The sequence below is a fragment of the Pilimelia columellifera subsp. columellifera genome, assembly GCF_039532605.1.
GTDB classification, from domain to species: Bacteria; Actinomycetota; Actinomycetes; order Mycobacteriales; family Micromonosporaceae; genus Pilimelia; species Pilimelia columellifera.
Map to the genome: position 1 here is coordinate 1 of NZ_BAAARY010000006.1, position 19,017 is coordinate 19,017.

The 19,017-nt window shown below is 71.5% G+C and carries 16 protein-coding genes; 13 read left to right on the plus strand and 3 right to left on the minus strand.

Going from position 1 to position 19,017, the window contains the following annotated elements:
• Nucleotides 1-107 precede the first annotated feature (107 nt).
• The 8 genes from ABD287_RS08740 (at nt 108) to paaN (ending at nt 8,884) form a co-directional block, all read left to right on the plus strand.
• The gene (locus ABD287_RS08740) at nt 108-1,628 is read left to right on the plus strand and encodes an NAD-binding protein (RefSeq protein ID WP_344171044.1); all 1,521 of its coding nucleotides are present in this window, start codon (nt 108-110) and stop codon (nt 1,626-1,628) included.
• A 10-nt stretch (nt 1,629-1,638) separates the two neighbouring features.
• Nucleotides 1,639-2,355 (plus strand): phosphatase PAP2 family protein, encoded by a 717-nt coding sequence (locus tag ABD287_RS08745; RefSeq protein WP_344171047.1) that lies wholly within the window; start codon nt 1,639-1,641, stop codon nt 2,353-2,355.
• A 132-nt stretch (nt 2,356-2,487) separates the two neighbouring features.
• A complete protein-coding gene (locus ABD287_RS08750; RefSeq protein WP_344171050.1) occupies nt 2,488-3,273 on the plus strand; it encodes a DeoR/GlpR family DNA-binding transcription regulator in 786 nt (261 codons plus the stop codon).
• A gap of 68 nt (nt 3,274-3,341) precedes the next feature.
• The gene (locus ABD287_RS08755; protein WP_344171053.1) at nt 3,342-4,289 is read left to right on the plus strand and encodes an ABC transporter ATP-binding protein; all 948 of its coding nucleotides are present in this window, start codon (nt 3,342-3,344) and stop codon (nt 4,287-4,289) included.
• Nucleotides 4,286-5,290 carry an ABC transporter permease subunit gene (locus tag ABD287_RS08760; protein WP_344171056.1) on the plus strand — a complete coding sequence of 335 codons (1,005 nt, stop codon included), beginning with the start codon at nt 4,286-4,288 and terminating at the stop codon, nt 5,288-5,290. The genes ABD287_RS08755 and ABD287_RS08760 overlap by 4 nt, the downstream gene beginning before the upstream one ends.
• Nucleotides 5,280-5,618 carry a DUF3263 domain-containing protein gene (locus ABD287_RS08765; RefSeq protein WP_425565550.1) on the plus strand — a complete coding sequence of 113 codons (339 nt, stop codon included), beginning with the start codon at nt 5,280-5,282 and terminating at the stop codon, nt 5,616-5,618. The genes ABD287_RS08760 and ABD287_RS08765 overlap by 11 nt, the downstream gene beginning before the upstream one ends.
• Nucleotides 5,619-6,185: 567 nt before the next feature.
• Nucleotides 6,186-7,202, plus strand: coding sequence for a GNAT family N-acetyltransferase (locus ABD287_RS08770; protein ID WP_344171059.1), 1,017 nt, complete (start codon nt 6,186-6,188; stop codon nt 7,200-7,202).
• Between the two features lie 23 nt (nt 7,203-7,225).
• Nucleotides 7,226-8,884 (plus strand): phenylacetic acid degradation protein PaaN, encoded by a 1,659-nt coding sequence (gene paaN / locus ABD287_RS08775; RefSeq protein WP_344171062.1) that lies wholly within the window; start codon nt 7,226-7,228, stop codon nt 8,882-8,884.
• 43 nt (nt 8,885-8,927) lie between these two features.
• Here the strand turns inward: paaN and ABD287_RS08780 are convergent, their stop codons facing one another.
• Together ABD287_RS08780 and ABD287_RS08785 are read right to left on the minus strand one after the other, a co-directional pair.
• Nucleotides 8,928-9,455: a GNAT family N-acetyltransferase gene (locus ABD287_RS08780; RefSeq protein WP_344171065.1), complete on the minus strand. Its 528-nt coding sequence runs from the start codon at nt 9,453-9,455 to the stop codon at nt 8,928-8,930.
• Nucleotides 9,456-9,480: 25 nt separating this feature from the next.
• Complete coding sequence (locus tag ABD287_RS08785; protein WP_344171068.1) at nt 9,481-10,398, minus strand: hypothetical protein; 918 nt, start codon at nt 10,396-10,398, stop codon at nt 9,481-9,483.
• A 162-nt stretch (nt 10,399-10,560) separates the two neighbouring features.
• On the opposite strand from ABD287_RS08785, the gene ABD287_RS08790 reads away from it, so the two are divergent.
• From ABD287_RS08790 to ABD287_RS08800, 3 genes are all read left to right on the plus strand, one after another.
• Nucleotides 10,561-10,764 (plus strand): cold-shock protein, encoded by a 204-nt coding sequence (locus ABD287_RS08790; RefSeq protein WP_344171071.1) that lies wholly within the window; start codon nt 10,561-10,563, stop codon nt 10,762-10,764.
• Nucleotides 10,765-11,219: 455 nt separating this feature from the next.
• A complete protein-coding gene (gene groL, locus ABD287_RS08795; RefSeq protein WP_344171074.1) occupies nt 11,220-12,842 on the plus strand; it encodes a chaperonin GroEL in 1,623 nt (540 codons plus the stop codon).
• 151 nt (nt 12,843-12,993) lie between these two features.
• Nucleotides 12,994-14,133 (plus strand): dipeptidase, encoded by a 1,140-nt coding sequence (locus ABD287_RS08800; RefSeq protein ID WP_344171077.1) that lies wholly within the window; start codon nt 12,994-12,996, stop codon nt 14,131-14,133.
• Between the two features lie 15 nt (nt 14,134-14,148).
• Here ABD287_RS08800 and ABD287_RS08805 read toward each other — a convergent pair whose 3' ends face one another.
• Nucleotides 14,149-16,608: a S8 family serine peptidase gene (locus ABD287_RS08805; protein ID WP_425565551.1), complete on the minus strand. Its 2,460-nt coding sequence runs from the start codon at nt 16,606-16,608 to the stop codon at nt 14,149-14,151.
• Between the two features lie 39 nt (nt 16,609-16,647).
• Here ABD287_RS08805 and ABD287_RS08810 point away from each other — a divergent pair, with 39 nt between their 5' ends.
• Together ABD287_RS08810 and ABD287_RS08815 are read left to right on the plus strand one after the other, a co-directional pair.
• Nucleotides 16,648-18,459, plus strand: a complete 1,812-nt coding sequence (locus ABD287_RS08810; RefSeq protein ID WP_344171083.1) for a glycerol-3-phosphate dehydrogenase/oxidase — start codon at nt 16,648-16,650, stop codon at nt 18,457-18,459.
• A gap of 22 nt (nt 18,460-18,481) precedes the next feature.
• Nucleotides 18,482-19,009 carry a hypothetical protein gene (locus ABD287_RS08815; RefSeq protein ID WP_344171085.1) on the plus strand — a complete coding sequence of 176 codons (528 nt, stop codon included), beginning with the start codon at nt 18,482-18,484 and terminating at the stop codon, nt 19,007-19,009.
• The last annotated feature ends 8 nt before the right edge of the window (nt 19,010-19,017 follow it).

Consider the following 19,017-nt stretch of genomic DNA (forward strand, 5'->3'; position numbering starts at 1 on the left):
GCATTCGTTGCTGCTGCATGCGCTGTCATCTGCTACCGCCGCGCCGTCCGCCTCGACCTGTTGACCAGCAACAACCCCAACTGACACACGGTCTAAGGGGGGTCCGGGTGGTGCGGTGCGAGCGGGTTGACGAGGCCGCGCTGCGGGCGGCGGGTCTGGAGACCGCTGAGGCGATCGCGGTGACGGAGCCGGACGACGCGGGGAATCTGCACATCGCCCTGTGCGCGCGGGAGGTCAACCCCACGGTGCGGTTGGTGGTGCGGATGTTCGACCCGCAGCTGGCGCAGGGCGCCCGGGAGCTGCTGCCGGACTGCGCCGTGGTCTCCGACGCCGCGATGGCGGCGCCGACGTTCGTGGCGGCCGCGTTGGGCGAAGTGGAGCCGACGCATGTGCGCCTGCTCGGCCGTACGGTGGTGGTGGCCCGCCGCGCGGAGGCGCGTCCGCGTGACGTGATCTGCGGTCTTGCCGCGCACGGCCCGGACGGGTCGGCCCGCGTGTTGCCGTCGGTCGAGGACGACGCTGATCTGGTGCTCGCCGAGGCGACGGGCCCGGCGGCGACTTCAGCGGCAAGGTGGCGTCGGGCACGTCCGCGACGGCGACGTCTGATCATGTCGACGTGGTTGGCGGTGCGTGCGTTGTTGCGGCTGCGGACCGGGATTGCCCTGGTGCTGGCGTTGTCGACGGTCGCCGTGGCCGGCACGACCCTGGCGATGATCAAGCACCTCGGTTGGGCGGAGGCGCTCTATCTCGTGTTGGCGACCGCCGCCGGCGGCGCGGAGCCGGAGCCGGGGACGGTCGACGCCGCGAAGGTGGCGCAGGTGGTGTTGGCGGTGGCCGGGCTGGCCCTGGTGCCGTTGTTCACGGCGGTGGCGGTCGAGACGATCGTCAACATGCGGTTGGCTCGGGAGACCTGCCAGCTGAGGAAGCCGTGGGCGGACCACATTGTGGTGGTCGGGGTCGGAAACGTCGGCATCCGGGTCATCCGCGAGTTGCGGGACCTCGGTCTGGACGTGGTCGCGATCGAGAAGGACCCGGCGGCCCGGGGGCTGGATGTGGCCCGTCGGCTCGGCATCCCGGTGATCATCGGGGACGGCACCCAGCAGGATGTGCTGGAGCGGGCGTGGGTCGGCCGGTGCCGCTCGTTGGTGGTGTTGTCGACTGACGACAAGGCGAACCTTCAGGCGGCGCTGGCGGGCCAGACGTTGCGCCGTGACCTCCGGGTGGTGTTGCGGCTCTTCGACCACGACTTTGCGGCCCGGGTGCAGCGGGCGTTCCGGACGACGGTGTCCCGGAGCGTGGCCGCGGTGTCCGCGCCGACCTTCGCCGACCAGATGATGAACCGCGAGATCCGGGCGACGATCCCGGTCGAGCGGCATGTGCTGCTCATCGTCGACGTGCCGGTCGATCCGGGCTCGGCCCTGGCTCACGCGACGGTGCGTGACGCGGGTCGGGCCGGGTTGGTCCGGGTGGTGGCGGTGCGGTCGGCCGACGGCGCCGCGGTGTGGAATCCCGGGCCAGGCCGGCCGCTCGCCCCTGGCGACCGGGTGGTGGCGGTGGCGCGTAGAGCCGGCTTGGCCTGGTTGACGGGTCAGGCCACCGCCTCGGACGGGGCGGCGCCGGCCGGCTAGCGTGGGCTGAATGGTGCGGTGGGTGCGTCCGGCTGGGGTGTGGTGGTGGGTGGCTCAGGTGGCGCTGCTGGCGGCGGTGGCGGCGCTGACGGGCGCGCTGGCGGCCGGGTCGCTGCTGGATCTGGACGTGGCCGTCCGAAACTGGATCTGGGACCACCGCCCGCCGGCGGTGTTCAACGTGGCCACCGTTCTCAACTATCTGGGCCAGGGTGGTTGGGTGTTGCTGCCGTTGGCGACGCTGCTGGCGGCGGCGTTGGCGCGGCGGACCCGTTCGGTCCGGCCGCTGCTGCCGGTGGCCGGGGCGTTCCTGGTCACCGGCCTGACGATCGGTCCGATGAAGCTGTTGCTGGATCGCGGCTTCCCGGGCAACGACAAGCTGGCACACCCGGAGCGGCTGTTCAGCGATCCGATCAGGGGCCTCGCCTACCCGTCGGGCCACGCCGCGAACGCCGTCGTCTGGTACGGGGTGATCGCGTTGCTGGTGGCGGGGTTGTTCCGGGCCGCCGGGCGTGAGCTGCCGGCGGAGGCTGGTTGGTTGATCAGGGTGGTTCCGCCGCTGGTCGTGGTGTGTACCACCACCCTGTTGACCCATCACTGGCTGACGGATGCCGTCGCGGGGGTGCTGCTGGGGGTGTTTCTGGACGGGCTGCTGCGCCGGGTGGACTGGGACGCGGTCCCGTTGCCGGCCCGGCTCGGTCCGTGGCGGGGGTCCGCGAATCTGTCGTAAGGCTGCTCGAAGCCCCGGTGTTTCACGCAGGTGACGTTTGCCTTGCTGTTGTTTCGCGCACTAGGCTGCGCGATCAGTCATCGTTGCAGCAGGTAGCGTCCCGTGCCTGTCGTTGGTCGGCGGGGGAGCCGGATGGACCGTTACGCGCGTTGGAACTCGCTGCTTGAGCTGCTTGCCGAGCATGGCCGGATTACCGTCGAGGACGCCGCCGAACGGCTCGTGGTGTCCCAGGCCACGATCCGCCGGGACTTCGACCAGCTCGCCCAGCAGCAGATGATCACGCGGACGCGGGGCGGCGCCGTCGCCAACGGCGTCTCCTACGACCTGCCGCTGCGGTACAAGACGGCCAAGCACTCGGCCGAGAAGCAGCGCATCGGCGCGGCGGCGGCGTCGCTGGTGAACCCGGGCATGGTCGTCGGCCTCAACGGAGGCACCACCACCACCGAGGTCGCCCGGGCGCTGGCTGCCCGCCCCGATCTGGCCAGCGGCGCGGAGACCACGCCGTTGACGGTCGTCACGAACGCCCTCAACATCGCCAACGAGCTGTTGATGCGATCGCGGATGAAGGTCGTCGTGACCGGCGGCGTCGTCCGGCCGCAGTCGTTCGAGCTGGTCGGGCCGTTGGGGGGCGGCATCCTGCGCGAGGTGACCCTCGACGTCGCGCTCCTGGGGGTGGACGCCTTGGACGTCTCCCTCGGCGCCGCCGCCCACCACGAGGGCGAGGCGGCGATGAACAGCCTCATGGTGGCCCGGGCCCGCCGGGTTGTGATCATCGCGGACTCCTCCAAACTGGGCGGTCACGCGTTCGCCCGGATCTGCCCGGTGGACCGGATCGAGACGCTGGTGACCGACTCCGGCGCGCCGGCGTCCGTGGTGGACCGGTTCGAGGCCGCCGGCGTCCGGGTGCTCAGGGCGTGACCCCCGAACATTGACCGACGCCGGTAGAGTCCGGCGGGTGTCCATCCGCGGCTGATCGGGGGAAGCGCGTGACCGGCGTTCTGGAGATAACCGATCTTCGCAAGACGTACCGGAGCCGTCGTCGCGGCCGGCGGCAGGCGCTGGACGGGTTCTCGATGAGCGTCGAGCCTGGTCAGGTGCACGGTTTCCTTGGCCCCAACGGCTCCGGCAAGACCACCACGCTGCGGATCCTGCTCGGTCTCGTCGCCGCCGACAGCGGCGAGATGACCGTCCTGGGCGAACGGCTTCCTGACGCGCTCCCCCAGGTCATCGGCCGGGTCGGCGCGTTGGTGGAGAGCCCGCAGTTCTTCCCCAACTTCACCGGTCGCCAGACGCTGTCGCTGCTGGCGACCGCCGGCGGCGTCCCCGCCCGGCGGGTCGACGACGTGTTGGAGCTGGTCGGGCTGGCCGACCGGGCCGGCGACCGGGTCAAGGGCTACTCGCTGGGGATGCGGCAGCGGCTCGCGGTGGCGTCCACGCTGCTCAAGCAGCCGCAGGTGCTCATTCTGGACGAGCCCGCCAACGGCCTGGACCCGAGCGGCATCCGGCAGATGCGTGAGCTGATGCGCTCGCTGGCCGGCGCCGGCATGACGATCGTGCTGTCCAGCCACATCCTCGGTGAGGTCCAGCAACTGTGCGACTCGGTGACGATCATCGCCGCCGGGCGGCGGGTGGTCAGCGGGACGGTGGCCCAGGTGCTGGCCGCCAACACGGCGGACGCGCTGCGGGTGAGGCTGGCGCGCGAGGAGCTACCTGGGGCGGCGGCGCTGCTCACGGCAGCCGGGGCCGTCGTGAACAGCTACCACGACCACCTTGTCGTCACGGGAATCACGACGCCCGAATGGATCACGCGGACGCTCGCTGAGCGGCAGATGTACGTCTCCGAGCTGACGCCGCTCCCGGTCGACCTGGAGAGCGTTTTCCTCCAGCTCACCGGCGACCCCGCAACGGCTTCTACGACTGAGGTGTCCCAGTGAGGTTGGCCCAGGCGGAGCTCCGGCGGCTGTTCCTACGGCGGTTCACCCGCTGGATGTTGCTGATCGCCGTCCTCGTGTTGTCCGGCGTCGCGGTGACTGCGGCGGTGAGCAGCACGCCGAACACCCCGCAGACGCAGGCGGCGGCGCAGGTGCAGGCTGAGCAGCAGGCACGGGAGATGGCTGAGCAGCACCGTCGGGACGTCGCCGAGTGTGAGGCGGCCCGCGCCCGCGGCGAGGACGTTACCCAGAGCTGGCCGCCTGACTGCGACATCTACGACTACAGCGGCGAGGTCCAGGCGAGTTGGTTCCTGCCGTACGAGTTCGTGTTCCGGCAGGAGTTCGGCAGCTACCTCGCGGTGTTCTTCGGGGTGCTGACGCTGGTCGCCTTCCTGGTCGGCGCGTCGTTCGTCGGCGCCGAGTGGAGCAGCGGGGCGATGACGAACCTACTGCTGTGGCAGCCCCGCCGACTGCGGGTGCTGTTCACGAAGCTGGGTGTGCTCCTGGCGGCCATGACCACGCTGACTCTCGCCTCAGGGGCGTTGTGGACGGCCGGGTTCTGGCTGGTCGGCCGCTTCGGCGGGCGGCTCGGAGAGTTGACGCCCGGAGCCTGGCGTTCGTTCGGGCTCGACGGGCTGCGCGGTCTGACGTTCCTGCTGCTGGTGACCGTTGCATCGTTCGCGATCGCGTCGATCGGCCGGCACACCGCGGCGGCCCTGGGCGCGGTCGTCGGGCTCGGCATGATCAGCGAGGTGGGCGTCCGCATCCTGGTCGAGTCTCTTGAGACGCCGTTCGGCGAACGGTACGTCCTGTCCAGCTACCTGTTGGCTTGGGTACAGAAGTCGTACACGATCGTCGACTACTTCGGCTGCCCGGACGGCGCCGCCTGTCCGGAGCGGACGCTGGTGTTGACCTGGCATGACTCGTTGCTGGTGTTAGGCGTCGGCGCGGGCCTGACGGTGCTGGCGGCGGCCTTGTCGATGCGGCGGCGCGATGTCGCCTGACCTGCGCGCGACGCAGCCCTCCGGGCCGGCTGAATCATCCTGTCCGGTCGAGCCGCCGGGGCCGACCGAACTGTCGGGACACGCTGATCTGTCCGATCGGGACGTGCGGATTCTGGACTTCGAGCGGAAGTGGTGGCGGCATCCTGGCGCCAAGGAGCAGGCTATCCGTGACGAGTTTGATATTTCAGGCATCAGGTACTACCAGTTGCTCAACCGGCTTCTCGACGATCCCCGGGCGCTGGCGCACGATCCGGTGTTGGTTGGTCGGCTACGCCGGCTACGCGCCGGCCGACTGCGGCCACGAGCCGCGGACGCCGCCCTGAGTTGACGCGTGCGGCTCGCGCGTTGCTGGCTGTCGTCGACAAAACGATATGTGATACTAAAAGTAGTTTGCCGAAACTAGGGCATTCGCCCCATGACATCCTCCGAATGGTTTGTCAGTATCCTCCAAACACAGGAGGTTAGGTTGCGCTGTGTGAGGATGATTTTGCCCTGCGTTGAGAAATGGCCCCTAAAAAGTCTTGACGGGCGTTTCGGGGGAGCGCAGGATGGATCTGCGGGAGGATGCATCGCCGTAACACTTTCCGAAGCTGAGCCTTCAGAAGTAGCACGACCCCAGCGCCGACGAGCCCCGCGCCGAAGGTGCTGAGCGAGCATCCTCCCGACCAAACGTCACACCGCACGGCCTCCCCCTCGCGCGACCCGGACGGGTCGCGCGAGCCGTCGTTTACAGGCCACTTCGGCGTTGCGCCCCCTCCAACATCCCTGCTGCGTCAGCGGGCCTCCCCGCGCTCATGGTCCGCAGCGGGCCGCGCCGCGCTGCGCTGCGCATCTCGGGTCGCGCCGCGCCGTAAATCGGTTCCGCGGCTGCCCGCGGTCCGCCCATGATGCCGCCATGACAATCGCGCTCCGCCCGTTCGATGCCACCGACCCTGACGCCGTCGCTGACGCCCATCGGATCATGGCCGCCAGCTGGGCCCATGACGCGCCGGACCTGCCGGCGATCGACCTGGAAACCTTCACCCGGTTCCGGAGGCATCAGCGGCCGGGCTGGGAAGCCGTGCTCATGCTGGCTGAACTGGACGGTCGTCCAGTCGGCTTCCTCGACGTCGGTCTGCCGATGGTGGACAACCGGTCCATCGCCGATGTCACCGCGCTGTTGGTCCTGCCCGAGCACCGTCGGCGGGGCGTGGGGGGCACGCTGTTCGGCGCCCTGCGGGGCATAGCCGCCGAACGTGGACGCACGACCGTCATCCATTCGGTCGCGGCCCCGCTCGGCGACCAGGAGAACTGCCCGGCGAGCCGGTTCGCGCGCGCGATGGGCGCCGCCCCGGCGCAGCACGACCTGCGCAGCCGATTGGACGTCGTCGCGGTCGACCACGGCGAGCTGACCCTTCGGCTGGCGCAGGCATGGTCACATGCCTCGGGGTACTCGGTCGTGACGTGGCAGGACGCGACGCCGGACGAGTTCGTAGCGGACGTCGCCTACCTGGAGGGCCGGCTTCTCGCTGACGCCCCGATGGGTGATCTGGCGTTGGAGCCGCATCGCGTCGACGCCGACCGGATTCGAGCGATGGAGGATCGAGCACGCCTGGTGGGTCGCCGCAGTTACCACGCCGGAGCGCGACACGACGCCTCCGGCAAGCTGGTCGCCTGGACGCTACTCACCCGCGACCGCCTGATCGACTGGCATGCCTGGCAGCAGATCACCCTGGTCGACCCGGAGCATCGCGGGCACCGGCTCGGCACGATTATCAAGATCGAAAATCTGCGGCAGACGGTCGTCGCCGAGCCTGGGCTGAGGTTCATCGACACCTACAACGCCGAGGTCAACGAGCACATGCTCGCGGTGAACCGGCTGCTCGGCTACCGCCCGGTCGAGGCGAGCATCGACTGGCAGCTCATCTTCTGACCCGGCTGCGGCATGATGGCCTCATGACGCACCCGTTCTTCACGGCCCACGCCGACACGCTGAACCGCGCCCTGACCGCGATCGCCGAGCGGACGTACTGGTCGGCCTATCCGGAGTCGCCCAGCCCCCGCGTCTACGGGGAGACCGCCGCCGCCGACGGGCAGGCCGCCTACCAGGCGCACCTTGGCGTCCGGTTCGCGATCGACCAGCCCGGCGCCGGCGATTGGGTCTCGACCGAACGCAGTCCGTTCGGCGTCGAGCTGAACGTCAGCTACCCGCACAGCTCCGTCGACGCGCTCGTCGACGCCGCCTCGGCAGCGCTGCCGGGCTGGCGGGACGCCGGGCCGCAGACCAGGGTCGGGGTGTGTCTGGAGGTGCTGCACCGCATCCACCAGCGGATCTTCGAGCTGGCCAACGCGGTGCAGTTCACCACCGGCCAAGCGTTCGTCATGGCGTTCCAGGCCGGCGGGGCGCACGCGTTGGACCGGGCGCTGGAAGCCGTCGCCTACGCGTACGCCGAGCAGACCCGGCACACCGCGACCGCCCGCTGGGAGAAGCCGGCGGGCAAGGGCGACCCCCTGGTCATGAACAAGACGTTCCACGTCGTGCCGCGCGGCGTGGCGTTGGTGATCGGATGCCGGACCTTCCCGACGTGGAACTCGTACCCAGGTCTGTTCGCGTCCCTGGCCACCGGCAACCCGGTGATCGTCAAGCCGCACCCGGGCGCGGTGCTGCCGTTGGCGCTGACCGTCCAGATCGCCCGTGAGGTGCTCGCCGAGGCCGGCTTCGACCCGAACCTGGTGACGCTGGCCGCCGAGGCGCCGGGCGAGGGCATCGCCTCCGCGCTGGCGACCCGGCCAGAGATCAAGATCGTCGACTTCACCGGCTCGACCGAGTACGGCGACTGGCTGGAGGACCACGCCCGCCAGGCGCAGGTCTACACCGAGAAGGCCGGCCTCAACGCGATCATCATCGACTCCACCGACGACTTCGCCGGCCTCTGCCGCAACCTCGCCTTCACGCTGTCGCTGTACAGCGGCCAGATGTGCACGACCTCGCAGAACATCTTCATCCCGTCGGCGGGCATCGCCACCCCCGACGGCGTGAAGACTTTCGACGAGGTCGCCGCCGGGATCACCGGGGCGGTCGCCAAGCTCACCGGCGACGCCGCACGCGCCGTCGAGCTGATCGGGGCGATCGGCGACGAGCGGGTGCTGGAGCGGATCGAAGCCGCCGGCAAGACGGGCGAGACGCTGCTGGATTCGAAGGCGCTGGAGCACCCGGCGTTCCCGGACGCCGTCGTCCGGACGCCGGTCATCGTCAAGCTCGGGGCCGACGCGGACGCGGTGTACGGCGACGAGTGGTTCGGGCCGATCACCTTCCTCATCGCCACCGACGACACCGAGCAGAGCATCGCGCTGTTCCGGAAGACGGTCGGCGCCAAGGGCGGCCTCACCGCCGGGGTGTACTCGACCGACGAGTCGGTGCTCGACGCCGTCGAGCGGGCCGCCATCGACGTCGGTGTCCACCTGTCGTGCAACCTCACCGGCGGGGTGTTCGTCAACCAGTCCGCGGCGTTCTCCGATTTCCACGGCTCCGGCGCCAACGCCGCCGCGAACGCGGCGCTGACTGACGGCGCCTACGTGGCGAACCGGTTCCGGATCGTGCAGTCCCGTCGCTGATCCTGACGCTGGTCTGACGCGCCACCGGATCCCGGGTGGCGTGTCAGACCGCGCGGCGGTCTCCGGCGGCGCGGCGCAGCCGCGTCTCGGTCAGCCCGGGGATCACCGGATGCGGCAGACCGGTCTCGGTGACGACGAAGCCCAGCTTCTGGTACGCCCGTAACGCCCGGTCGTTGCCGTCGACCACCTCGAGCCGGAGCCGGCCGCGTCCAGCGCCGCGGGACCACGCGGCAACCGGTTCGACGAGCTGCCCGAGCAGCCCGGCGCCCCGGCAGTCCGGCGCGATGTAGACGGCGGCGACCACCGTCTCGCCGGGGTCGCTCGTGGCCAGCCCGACCACCTGGGCTACCAGCTGGCCGTCGTTCTCGGCGACGAAGGCGGCGCTGTCCGGGCCGCTCGCGTTGCGCACGCAGCGGTCGACGTAGAGCTGCCGGGGCGCCGCCGCGGCGTCGGCCAGGGTCTCCAGAAACGCCAGCGGGGTGTCGGCCAGCATCTGAAGCCGGAGCGACCAGACGGCGACAGCGTCCTGTTCCCGGACCCGCCGCACGACGAAACCACGATGCTGGGTCATAGCGGATGATCGTGCCACAGTCGGGTCAGCCGCCCACCAGTTGCGCCCCCACGGACCGGCACAGGCTCTTGCCGTAGCCCAGACCCAGACCGGCCGGGTAGCGGGCGAGCACCCCCACCACCCACCGTTGCCCCACCGCGAGGCAGCTGATGTGCCAGTTGCCGTCGCCCTCCCGCAGAATCCACCCGTTCTTGACGGCCACCGTCGTGGCGACCTTGGGCGGCAGCGCGGTGCGCAGCCCGAAATCCCCGTCGCCGCGCACGGATCGCATCTGGATCAATACCCAGTCGGTCCACCGTGGCCCGGCCGCCCGGCCGTCGGCGATGCACAGGCCGATCCGCACCGTGTCCCGAGCGGAGACGACCGTGTTGCTCCACAACGCGCCGGACGGCCGGCTGTCGGTGAGGTCGCACAGCGCCACCATGCGTCGGATCGACGCCTCCTGCCCCAGCTCGGCGTACAGCTGGTACGTGGTGCTGTTGTCGCTGTCGCGAAGGATCGCCTGGAGGACCCGGAGCCTGGTCGCTGCGGGCTGCCGGTCCCGGGCGAACGCCAGACGGAGGTAGTCGGCGACCAGCCATGCCTTGACCATGGACATGGTGTCGCTGGGCGCTGCCACATTCGCCGACCCGGTGACCCGCCCGGTCTGACGGTCGAGGAATGCCCAGGAGAGGAATCCCTGGCTGCGTACCGACACCGGCCCCGGGCTGAACGGGGCGTGATCGAACGTCGGACGCGGCGAGCCTGTCGGAACGGTCGCCGGGGCGCCGACCGCGTCCGGGTTCGCCGACCGCTCGGCCGCCGGCGTTCCGAAATAGACACTGGCTCCGATGCCGACGGCGATGACGCACAGCAGCGCGAGGGCGCCGTGCAGGGCCTGGTGGGGGAATCGGCGCTGATGAGCGGGATGGCGGTGCGCGGGGGAGTGGTAAGCCGTTGACACATTGGCCTAACGAGCCGTGGCCCCAGGGGCCACGGTGTCCGATTTGTGGGAGTGCGTGAGCTGTGGGCCTCGTGTAGCGTGCGAGTTCGGTTGGCCCGGCTCACGAAGGCATGAGCCGGGGGTCGGCGACGACCCGGCACGATCGAAGTGAGGAAGTGCACCGTGGCGCAGGGCAGTGTGAAGTGGTTCAACGGCGAGAAGGGCTACGGCTTCATCGCGGTCGACGGCGGGCAGGATGTCTTCGTTCATTTCTCGGCGATCGAGATGGACGGTTACAAGTCCCTTGAGGACGGGCAGCGAGTCGAGTTCGAGATCGCCCAGGGCCAGAAGGGCCCGCAGGCTGAGCACGTTCGGCTGATCGCTTGAGCTTCCGTCCGTAGTTTCGGACGAGATCGACAAGACGCTGGGTCTGGGGTTGTCCCCCGCCTGGCGTCTTTGCCGTCTCCGGGCTGGTCAGCGGTCCGGTCCCGGCGGTCCAGCGGGGTTCCGCGCCGCTCATGGACGTCACTGGGCGAGCCGCGACGGGCGGCGCGGGTTGGGTCTCTGTCGTGAACGGCACCCTCCCGCGCGCTTGCACTCGCATGGCGTGAGTGCTAAACAAGGTACTGGCACTCGTTACTGCTGAGTGCCAATTCCATGGTCGGGACGGTGGGGCCACCACGCCGGCGCCTTCGGGCGTCAGCGGGAGTGGCCGGTCGTCGCGGGCTTATCCGGCCCGGCCTACGCCCCTGCCGCCCCGCGGCGGGGGTCGAAGGTGCGTGAAGGATGCGGCGCACGGGGGGTCCCGTTGCCGTCGCTGACGTCCAGGAGGACAACGCCGTATGGCCAAGATCATTGCGTTCGACGAAGAGGCCCGTCGCGGTCTCGAGCGTGGCATGAACCAGCTCGCCGACGCCGTCAAGGTGACCCTCGGCCCGAAGGGCCGCAACGTCGTGCTGGAGAAGAAGTGGGGCGCCCCCACGATCACCAACGACGGTGTGAGCATCGCCAAGGAGATCGAGCTGGAGGACCCCTACGAGAAGATCGGCGCCGAGCTGGTCAAGGAGGTCGCCAAGAAGACCGACGACGTCGCCGGTGACGGCACGACGACGGCGACCGTCCTGGCCCAGGCCCTGGTCCGTGAGGGCCTGCGCAACGTCGCCGCCGGCGCCAACCCGATGGCCCTGAAGCGGGGCATCGAGGCTGCCGTGGCGAACGTCGCCGAGGAGCTGGCCAAGCTGGCCAAGGACGTGGAGACCAAGGAGCAGATCGCCTCCACCGCCTCCATCTCCGCCGGTGACTCCACCGTCGGCGAGATCATCGCCGAGGCGATGGACAAGGTCGGCAAGGAAGGCGTCATCACCGTCGAGGAGAGCAACACCTTCGGGCTGGAGCTGGAGCTCACCGAGGGCATGCGCTTCGACAAGGGCTACACCTCGGCCTACTTCATGACCGACGCCGAGCGGATGGAGGCTGTCCTGGAGGACGCCTACATCCTCATCGCGGACTCCAAGATCGCCTCGGTCAAGGACCTGCTGCCGATCCTGGAGAAGGTCATGCAGTCGGGCAAGCCGCTGCTGATCATCTCCGAGGACGTCGAGGGCGAGGCGCTGGCCACCCTGGTCGTCAACAAGATGCGTGGCACCTTCAAGTCTGTCGCCGTCAAGGCGCCGGGCTTCGGCGACCGCCGTAAGGCCATGCTCGGTGACATCGCCATCCTCACCGGTGGTCAGGTCATCTCCGAGACCGTCGGCCTCAAGCTGGACAACGTCGGCCTCGACATGCTGGGCCGCGCCCGCAAGGTCGTCATCACCAAGGACGAGACCACCATCGTCGATGGCGCCGGCGACGCCGAGCAGATCCAGGGTCGGGTCAACCAGATCCGCGCCGAGATCGACAAGAGCGACTCCGACTACGACCGTGAGAAGCTGCAGGAGCGCCTGGCCAAGCTGGCCGGCGGCGTCGCGGTGATCAAGGTCGGCGCGGCCACCGAGGTCGAGCTCAAGGAGCGCAAGCACCGCATCGAGGACGCCGTTCGCAACGCGAAGGCGGCCGTCGAGGAGGGCATCGTCCCCGGTGGCGGCGTCGCGCTGGTCCAGGCCGGCAAGACCGCCTTCGAGAAGCTGGACCTGGTCGGCGACGAGGCCACCGGCGCCAACATCGTCAAGGTCTCGCTGGACGCCCCGCTGCGCCAGATCGCGGTCAACGCCGGCCTTGAGGGCGGCGTCGTCGTGGAGAAGGTCCGCAACCTCGAGACCGGCTTCGGCCTCAACGCCGCCAACGGCGAGTACGTGGACATGCTTGCCGCGGGCATCATCGACCCGGCCAAGGTGACTCGTTCGGCGCTGCAGAACGCCGCCTCGATCGCCGCGCTGTTCCTCACCACCGAGGTCGTCGTCGCGGACAAGCCGGAGAAGGCCTCGGCCGCTCCGGCCGCCCCCGGCGGCGGGGACATGGACTTCTAGTCCACCCAGCTCACACAGCTCCACCAGTTCGTAACCGGGGCCGGTCCGCGATTCGTGGACCGGCCCCGGCGCGTCCCGGCCTGAGCGCGTCCCCGCGGCCCTGCCCGCCTGCCGTGGCGGGGCGGGCCGCCTCCTGGCATAGGGTCGGGCCATGGAAATCGCGCGGGTGCGGGCGCTGCTACAGCAGGCGCCGGTTTTCGACGGCCACAACGACCTCGCCTGGGAGATGCGCCTGCGGGCCGGATACGACCACCGGGCGCTCGACCTCGCCGCCGACCAGAGCTGCTGCGGCCTCCACACGGACCTGCCCCGACTCGCGGCCGGCGGCGTCGGTGCCCAGTGGTGGTCGGTGTGGGTCCCTGACGACGGGACGGTCGCCTCGCCGGTCGCGGCCACCCTAGAGCAGATCGACTTCGTCCGTGGCTGGGCGGCCGCCAACCCCGGCCGGATGGCCCTGGCCACCACCGCGGACGACGTGGAGCGGGCCAGGGCGGCCGGCCGGATCGCCTGCCTGATCGGGATGGAGGGCGGGCACAGCATCGGCGGCTCGTTGGCGGTGCTGCGGATGATGCACGCGCTCGGGGCGCGCTACCTGACGCTCACCCACGTCCGGAACACGCCGTGGGCCGACAGCGCCACCGATGTGCCCGCGGCCGGTGGTCTCACGGACTTCGGGCACGACGTGGTCCGGGAGCTCAACCGGCTCGGCATGCTCGTGGACCTCTCGCACGTCGCTCCGGCCACGATGCATGACGCCCTCGACACCTCCACGGCGCCGGCGTTCTTCTCCCACTCCAACGCGCTGGCCATGTGCGCGCACCCCCGCAACGTCCCCGATGACGTGCTCCGGCGGGTCCGGGACACTGACGGGATCGTCATGGCCACGTTCGTGCCCTGGTTCCTCACCGAGCCGTCCCGTGACTGGCTCGACGAGGTGTGGCCGGAGTACCAGCGGCTTCTCGACACGCACCCGCTCGGTGGCTCGGACTTCATGGCCGCCCGCAGGGAGCTGCTGCGCCACCGACCCGCCCCGCCGTGCGGCGCGGTGGACGTCGCCGACCACCTTGACTACCTGCGGGAGACCGTCGGCGTCCGGGGGGTCGGGCTGGGCGGCGACTTCGACGGCGTGCCGTTCACGCCGTTCGACCTACCGGACGTGGCCAGCTACCCGACGTTGCTGGCCGAGTTGGCTCGCCGCGGCTGGTCCGATGCCGAGCTGCGGGCCCTCACCTGGGACAACGCCCTGCGGGTGCTGCGTGACACCGAGTCGGCGGCCCGAGCGTCGCGCTGAGCCGCCAGCTGCGGATCACTGCCCGCGGGCCGCCCGGACGGCGGCATGGGCGTCGACCAGCCCTGCGCCGGTGAGCCGGGCCTGGTCGCCACAGGTGTTCGCGCCGGGGGGCACCAGGATCGGCGCCGCGGTGCCGGTGAGGATCGCGCGGGTTCTGGCCAGATCGCCGATCAGCGACGGCTGTGCCGACCACAGCAACGCCACCACCCCGGCGACGTGCGGGGCGGCCATCGACGTTCCGTCCTGACTGGCGTACCCGCCGCCGGGCATGGCCGAGACGACATCCGAGCCGGGAGCGGCCAGGTCCGGTTTGCCGCTGCCAGGGCCGCCGCGGCTGGAGAAATCGGTGACCTCCCGGCCCCGGTCGACCGCGGCCACCGACAGCGCGTCACGGTAGGGGGCCGGCGGGTCGCTGATCGAGCCGCAACGCGGCCCGGAGTTGCCGGCCGCGGCCACGAAGAAGACGCCGGCGGCGGTGAACGCGGCGACTGCCGGCGCCAGCGCCTGGCGGTCGCACCCCTCCAACGGCGGGCAGCCCCACGAGTTCGTCAGCACGTGCGGCGCCCGGTCGGGGCGTCCGTCCCGCAGCGGGTCGGCGCCGGGCGGGAACGGGGCGAGCAGGAACTGGAGGCAGTCCAGGTACAGCGCCGGGTTGCCGAGGTTGCGGTCGAGATTGACGCAGCCGACCCAGGCGGCGTCCGGGGCGACGCCGACGCCACCGCGACCGACCGCGGTGGCCAGCGTGTGGGTGCCGTGGCCAGCGTGGTCCTGCGGGAACCGGCTGTCGTTCCACGGGTCGCGCCAGGAGTCGTCGCCGCCGCGGAAGCCGCCGGCGAGCGTGGGGTGGGCGCCGTCCACGCCGGAGTCTGACGTGCCGACGACGATGCCCCGTCCGCGCACGCCGAACTCGTTCCACACCCGGTCAGCGTTGATCATTCTGAGGTTCCAGGTCGGGCCGGTCGGGGCGGTCCGGTCGCCACGTGCGGTCCCGACCGGCGCGGGCAACGGACGTAGCCGTGGCGACAGCAGCACCCGGTCGACCCCGGGCAGGCTCTCCAACCATGGCCGCAGCGCCGGGCCGGCGTCCACCTCGATGGCGTTGACCAGGTAGTACGGAGTGTGGGCGAGACGTTTGCCGTCCAGCTCCCGGCGCAGGTCCCGCTGGGTACGGTCGGCGTGCGCGACGAGGCGGTCGTAGACCGCCCGGACCCGGGTAGGGTGCCCGGCCGCCCCGGCCGGACCTGCGGGTAGGCCCACCAACGACGCCTGGTCGTCGAGGATCACGAACAGGCGCTCGCCGTGCAGCCCAGGTTGCCCGGCCGCCAGGTGCACCCCGGCCCCGGACGCCACCAGCACGATGGCCGTCGTCACCGCGCCCAGACGCCGCGACGAACCCCATGCCGGCGCCCACCCCGGCCCGCCAGCCGGCGCCGGCCGGCCCGCCAGCCACAGCACCCCGCCCAGGAGCCACGCCAGCGGCAGCGACACGAGCGCCGCGACGAGCGTCCAGAGCGGAACGTCGCGTCCCAGCAGCAACAACGTCATCTCTTCGTTGTCGACCAGCGCGAGCGGCCCGAATGTCGTAGCGGCGACGAGCGGCCCCACACCCCGCCCGGCCAGCGCGGCGGCGGCGAAACCCAGCGCTGACAGGGCGGCCATCGTCGCCAGGTGTGGACCCGGTAGTCCCACGCCGGCGCCGACCAGCAGGAGGGCGATTCCGGCGACGAGACCGCCGAGCAGGACCCGCCGGGCGCCGCCGCCCGGCGCGAAGTGGGGCCACACGGGGCGCAGCAGACCGGCGCAGAGCCAGCCGAGCGCCGCGGCCGCCAACGCGGCCGCGAGCGTCTCGACGATGCCGCCGAACGCTCCGAGCCAGAGCCACGGCGTCACCATCAACGCCCCGGCGGCCAGTCCCGGCCACCACGAAGCGTCGCGATCCGCCGGGGCCGAGGCCGAGGCCGATGCCGCCGGGGGCGACGGAGGCGTCGGGGGCGGCACGGACGGGCGGGCCCGCAACGCCAGCGCGCCCAGCGCGGCGAGCGCCGCCGAGGCGAGCAGCTGAAGCTCCGCGGCGTGCGGCGGGAACGCCCGGGTCAGCGACAACCCGCCCAGGACGGCGGCGCCGAGCAGCCAGACCCGGCCGGTGGCGCGGGCCCAGGGCGCGCGCGGAACCAGGGCCAGCAGCAACGCCGGGAGGATGATCAGAGCCGCTGACGCCACCCCGCTGACCGGCCACAGCCACCGCGTGGAGACCCCGGTGGCGAGCTGCGCCTGATCGGTCACCCAGATCGCTGACTGGCCGATCCAGAGGACGCTGACAGTCCAGACGCCGACCGCGATCACCGCGAGCGCGGTCCCCACGGCCGATCCGTTCTCCCCGGCGGGTTGCCACGCCGACGCGCCGGGCCCCCGGGCCACAGGTTGCGGCCAGTACGGCCCCGCCGAGGGCTGAGACTGTGGAGTCTGATCGACCATGGGCGCACAGTACGCCGTCTAGCTGGCTACGGTGGAGCGGTGCGTGATCCCGCGGTGTCCCGTTCCGCAGCCGGTCGGTTGTCGCCCCGGCGGCGGCGGGCCGATCTGAGCCGGCTCCGGGACGAGGTCTTCGACGTCGTCGTCGTGGGCGGCGGGGTGACCGGCGCCGGCGCGGCCGTCGACGCCGCCTCGCGTGGCCTGAGCGTGGCCCTGTTGGAGGCCCGGGACTTCGCCGCGGGCACGTCCAGCCGGTCCAGCAAGCTGATCCACGGGGGTCTGCGCTATCTGGAGCAGTTGGAGTTCGGACTGGTCCACGAGGCGCTGACCGAGCGGGGGCTGCTGCTGTCCCGCCTGGCCCCGCACCTGGTGCGTCCGGTGCCGTTCCTGGTGCCGTTGACCGGGCGCCGTGGTCCGTCGGGGTGGCCGGCCCGGGTGGGTCGCCGCGGCTACTACGGGCTCGGCCTGGCTCTGTACGACGCGTTCGCGACGGCGCTCGGGGGCAGCCGCGGGGTGCCGCTGCACCGGCACCTGTCCCGGGCCGGGGCGCGCCGGCTGATGCCGAGCCTGCGCCCGGAGGCGCTCACCGGGGCGATCCGCTACCACGACGCCCAGGTCGACGACGCTCGGATGGTGCTGGCGTTGGCCAGGACGGCGGCGTCGATGGGCGCGGCGGTCCTCAACAGCGTGCGGGTCACCGGCATTGACCGTTCGGTACGGGAGGTGACCGGGGTCCGGGCGCGGGATGTGGAGACCGGCGAGGAGCTCGCGGTGCGCGCCCGGACGGTGGTGGTGGCCGCCGGCGTGTGGAGCGACGACATCTCCGGGATGCTCAGCGACATCGGCGTCCGTCCCGGGCTGCGGGTGCGGGCCTCCAAGGGCGTCCATCTGGTGGCGCCGCGCTCGGCGATCTCGGGGGAGGCCGGGCTCATCCTGCGGACGCCCAGCTCGGTGCTGTTCGTCATTCCCTGGGGCGGCCACTGGATCATCGGCACCACCGACAGCGACTGGCGCCTGGACCGGGAACACCCGGCGGCTACCGCCGGCGACATCGAGTACCTGCTCGGGCAGCTCAACCCGGTGCTGGACCGGCCGCTGTCCACTGCCGACATCGAGGGGGTGTACGCCGGCCTGCGTCCGCTGCTGACCGGGGAGGCCGAGTCGACGTCGCAGCTGTCCCGCGAGCACGCGGTGGTGGAGCCGATGCTGGGCCTGTTGTTGGTGGCCGGCGGCAAGTACACGACGTACCGGGTGATGGCCGCCGACGTCATCGACCGGGCGGCCCGTCGGATCGACCGGGACATCCCGGCCTCGCGCACCGGGCAGCTGCCGTTGCTCGGCGCGGACGGGTTCCGCGCGGCGTGGCGGGACCGGGCCGACACCGCCCGCCGGCACGACATGTCGGTGGGAGTTCTGGAGCACCTGTTGGAGCGTTACGGCACGGTCGCCATCGAGCTGTTGGCGCTCATCGCCACCGATCCGGCGCTGGCCGCGCCGCTGCCGGGCGCCCCGGAGCACCTGGCGGCCGAGGTAGCCTACGCGGTGTCGGCCGAGGGCGCGCTGCACCTGGACGACGTGCTCACCAGACGCACCAGGATCTCCATCGAGACCACCCACCGGGGGACGGAGTCCGCCGAGGCGGCGGCCGGGGTGATGGGAGCGGTCCTGGGCTGGGACGATGACACCCGCCGCCGGGAGGTGGACCGTTATCTGGGGCGGGTCGCCGCGGAGCGGCGCTCGCAGCGGGCGGCTGACGACGCGGCGGCCGACCGGATCAGGCAGTCGGCTCCGGACTCGCGGGAACTGGCGTCCCGGGGCGTGGGAACCGATCCTGGAGACGCCTCGTCGCAGTGACATGAGTCGATACCGACGGGCGATGAGCGCTGCCCTGGCGACGCTGGGCGTGGCGCTCGGGGCGGCAGGCTGCACGAGCAGCGAACCGGCCGTCTGGTCGGCGGCGCCCACCCCGACGTCGTCGGCGTCCCCTGAACCCACCGCGACCCCGAGTCCCACCCCCACGGCGAGCACGTCCCCGAAGGCGAAGCCGAGACCGAGCGGCAGCACGGCGGCGCCCGGCCGGTCGGTCCTGGTGCGGCGCGCGGGCGGGTTCGGCGGCGTGAACGAGGCGCTCACCGTCGATGCCCAGGGGCGGTGGCTGCACCGGAACCAGAGGCGGGACCGCCGCGGTGTGCTGACGGCCCGGCAGCGGGACCGCCTTCAGGGGCTGCTGGCGGACCGGGCGCTGGCCCGCGAGGCGCAGCGCCGGCCCGGAGGCTGCGGCGACACGGTGCTCACCGCTGTCGTCGTCGGACGGATCAACGTGAGTTGGCGCGAGTGTGGCGTCGGTCGGCCGCCGGTGGCCCAGCGGATCATCGATGTCCTGACCGAGTGGACCTCGCTGTAGGCGGCACT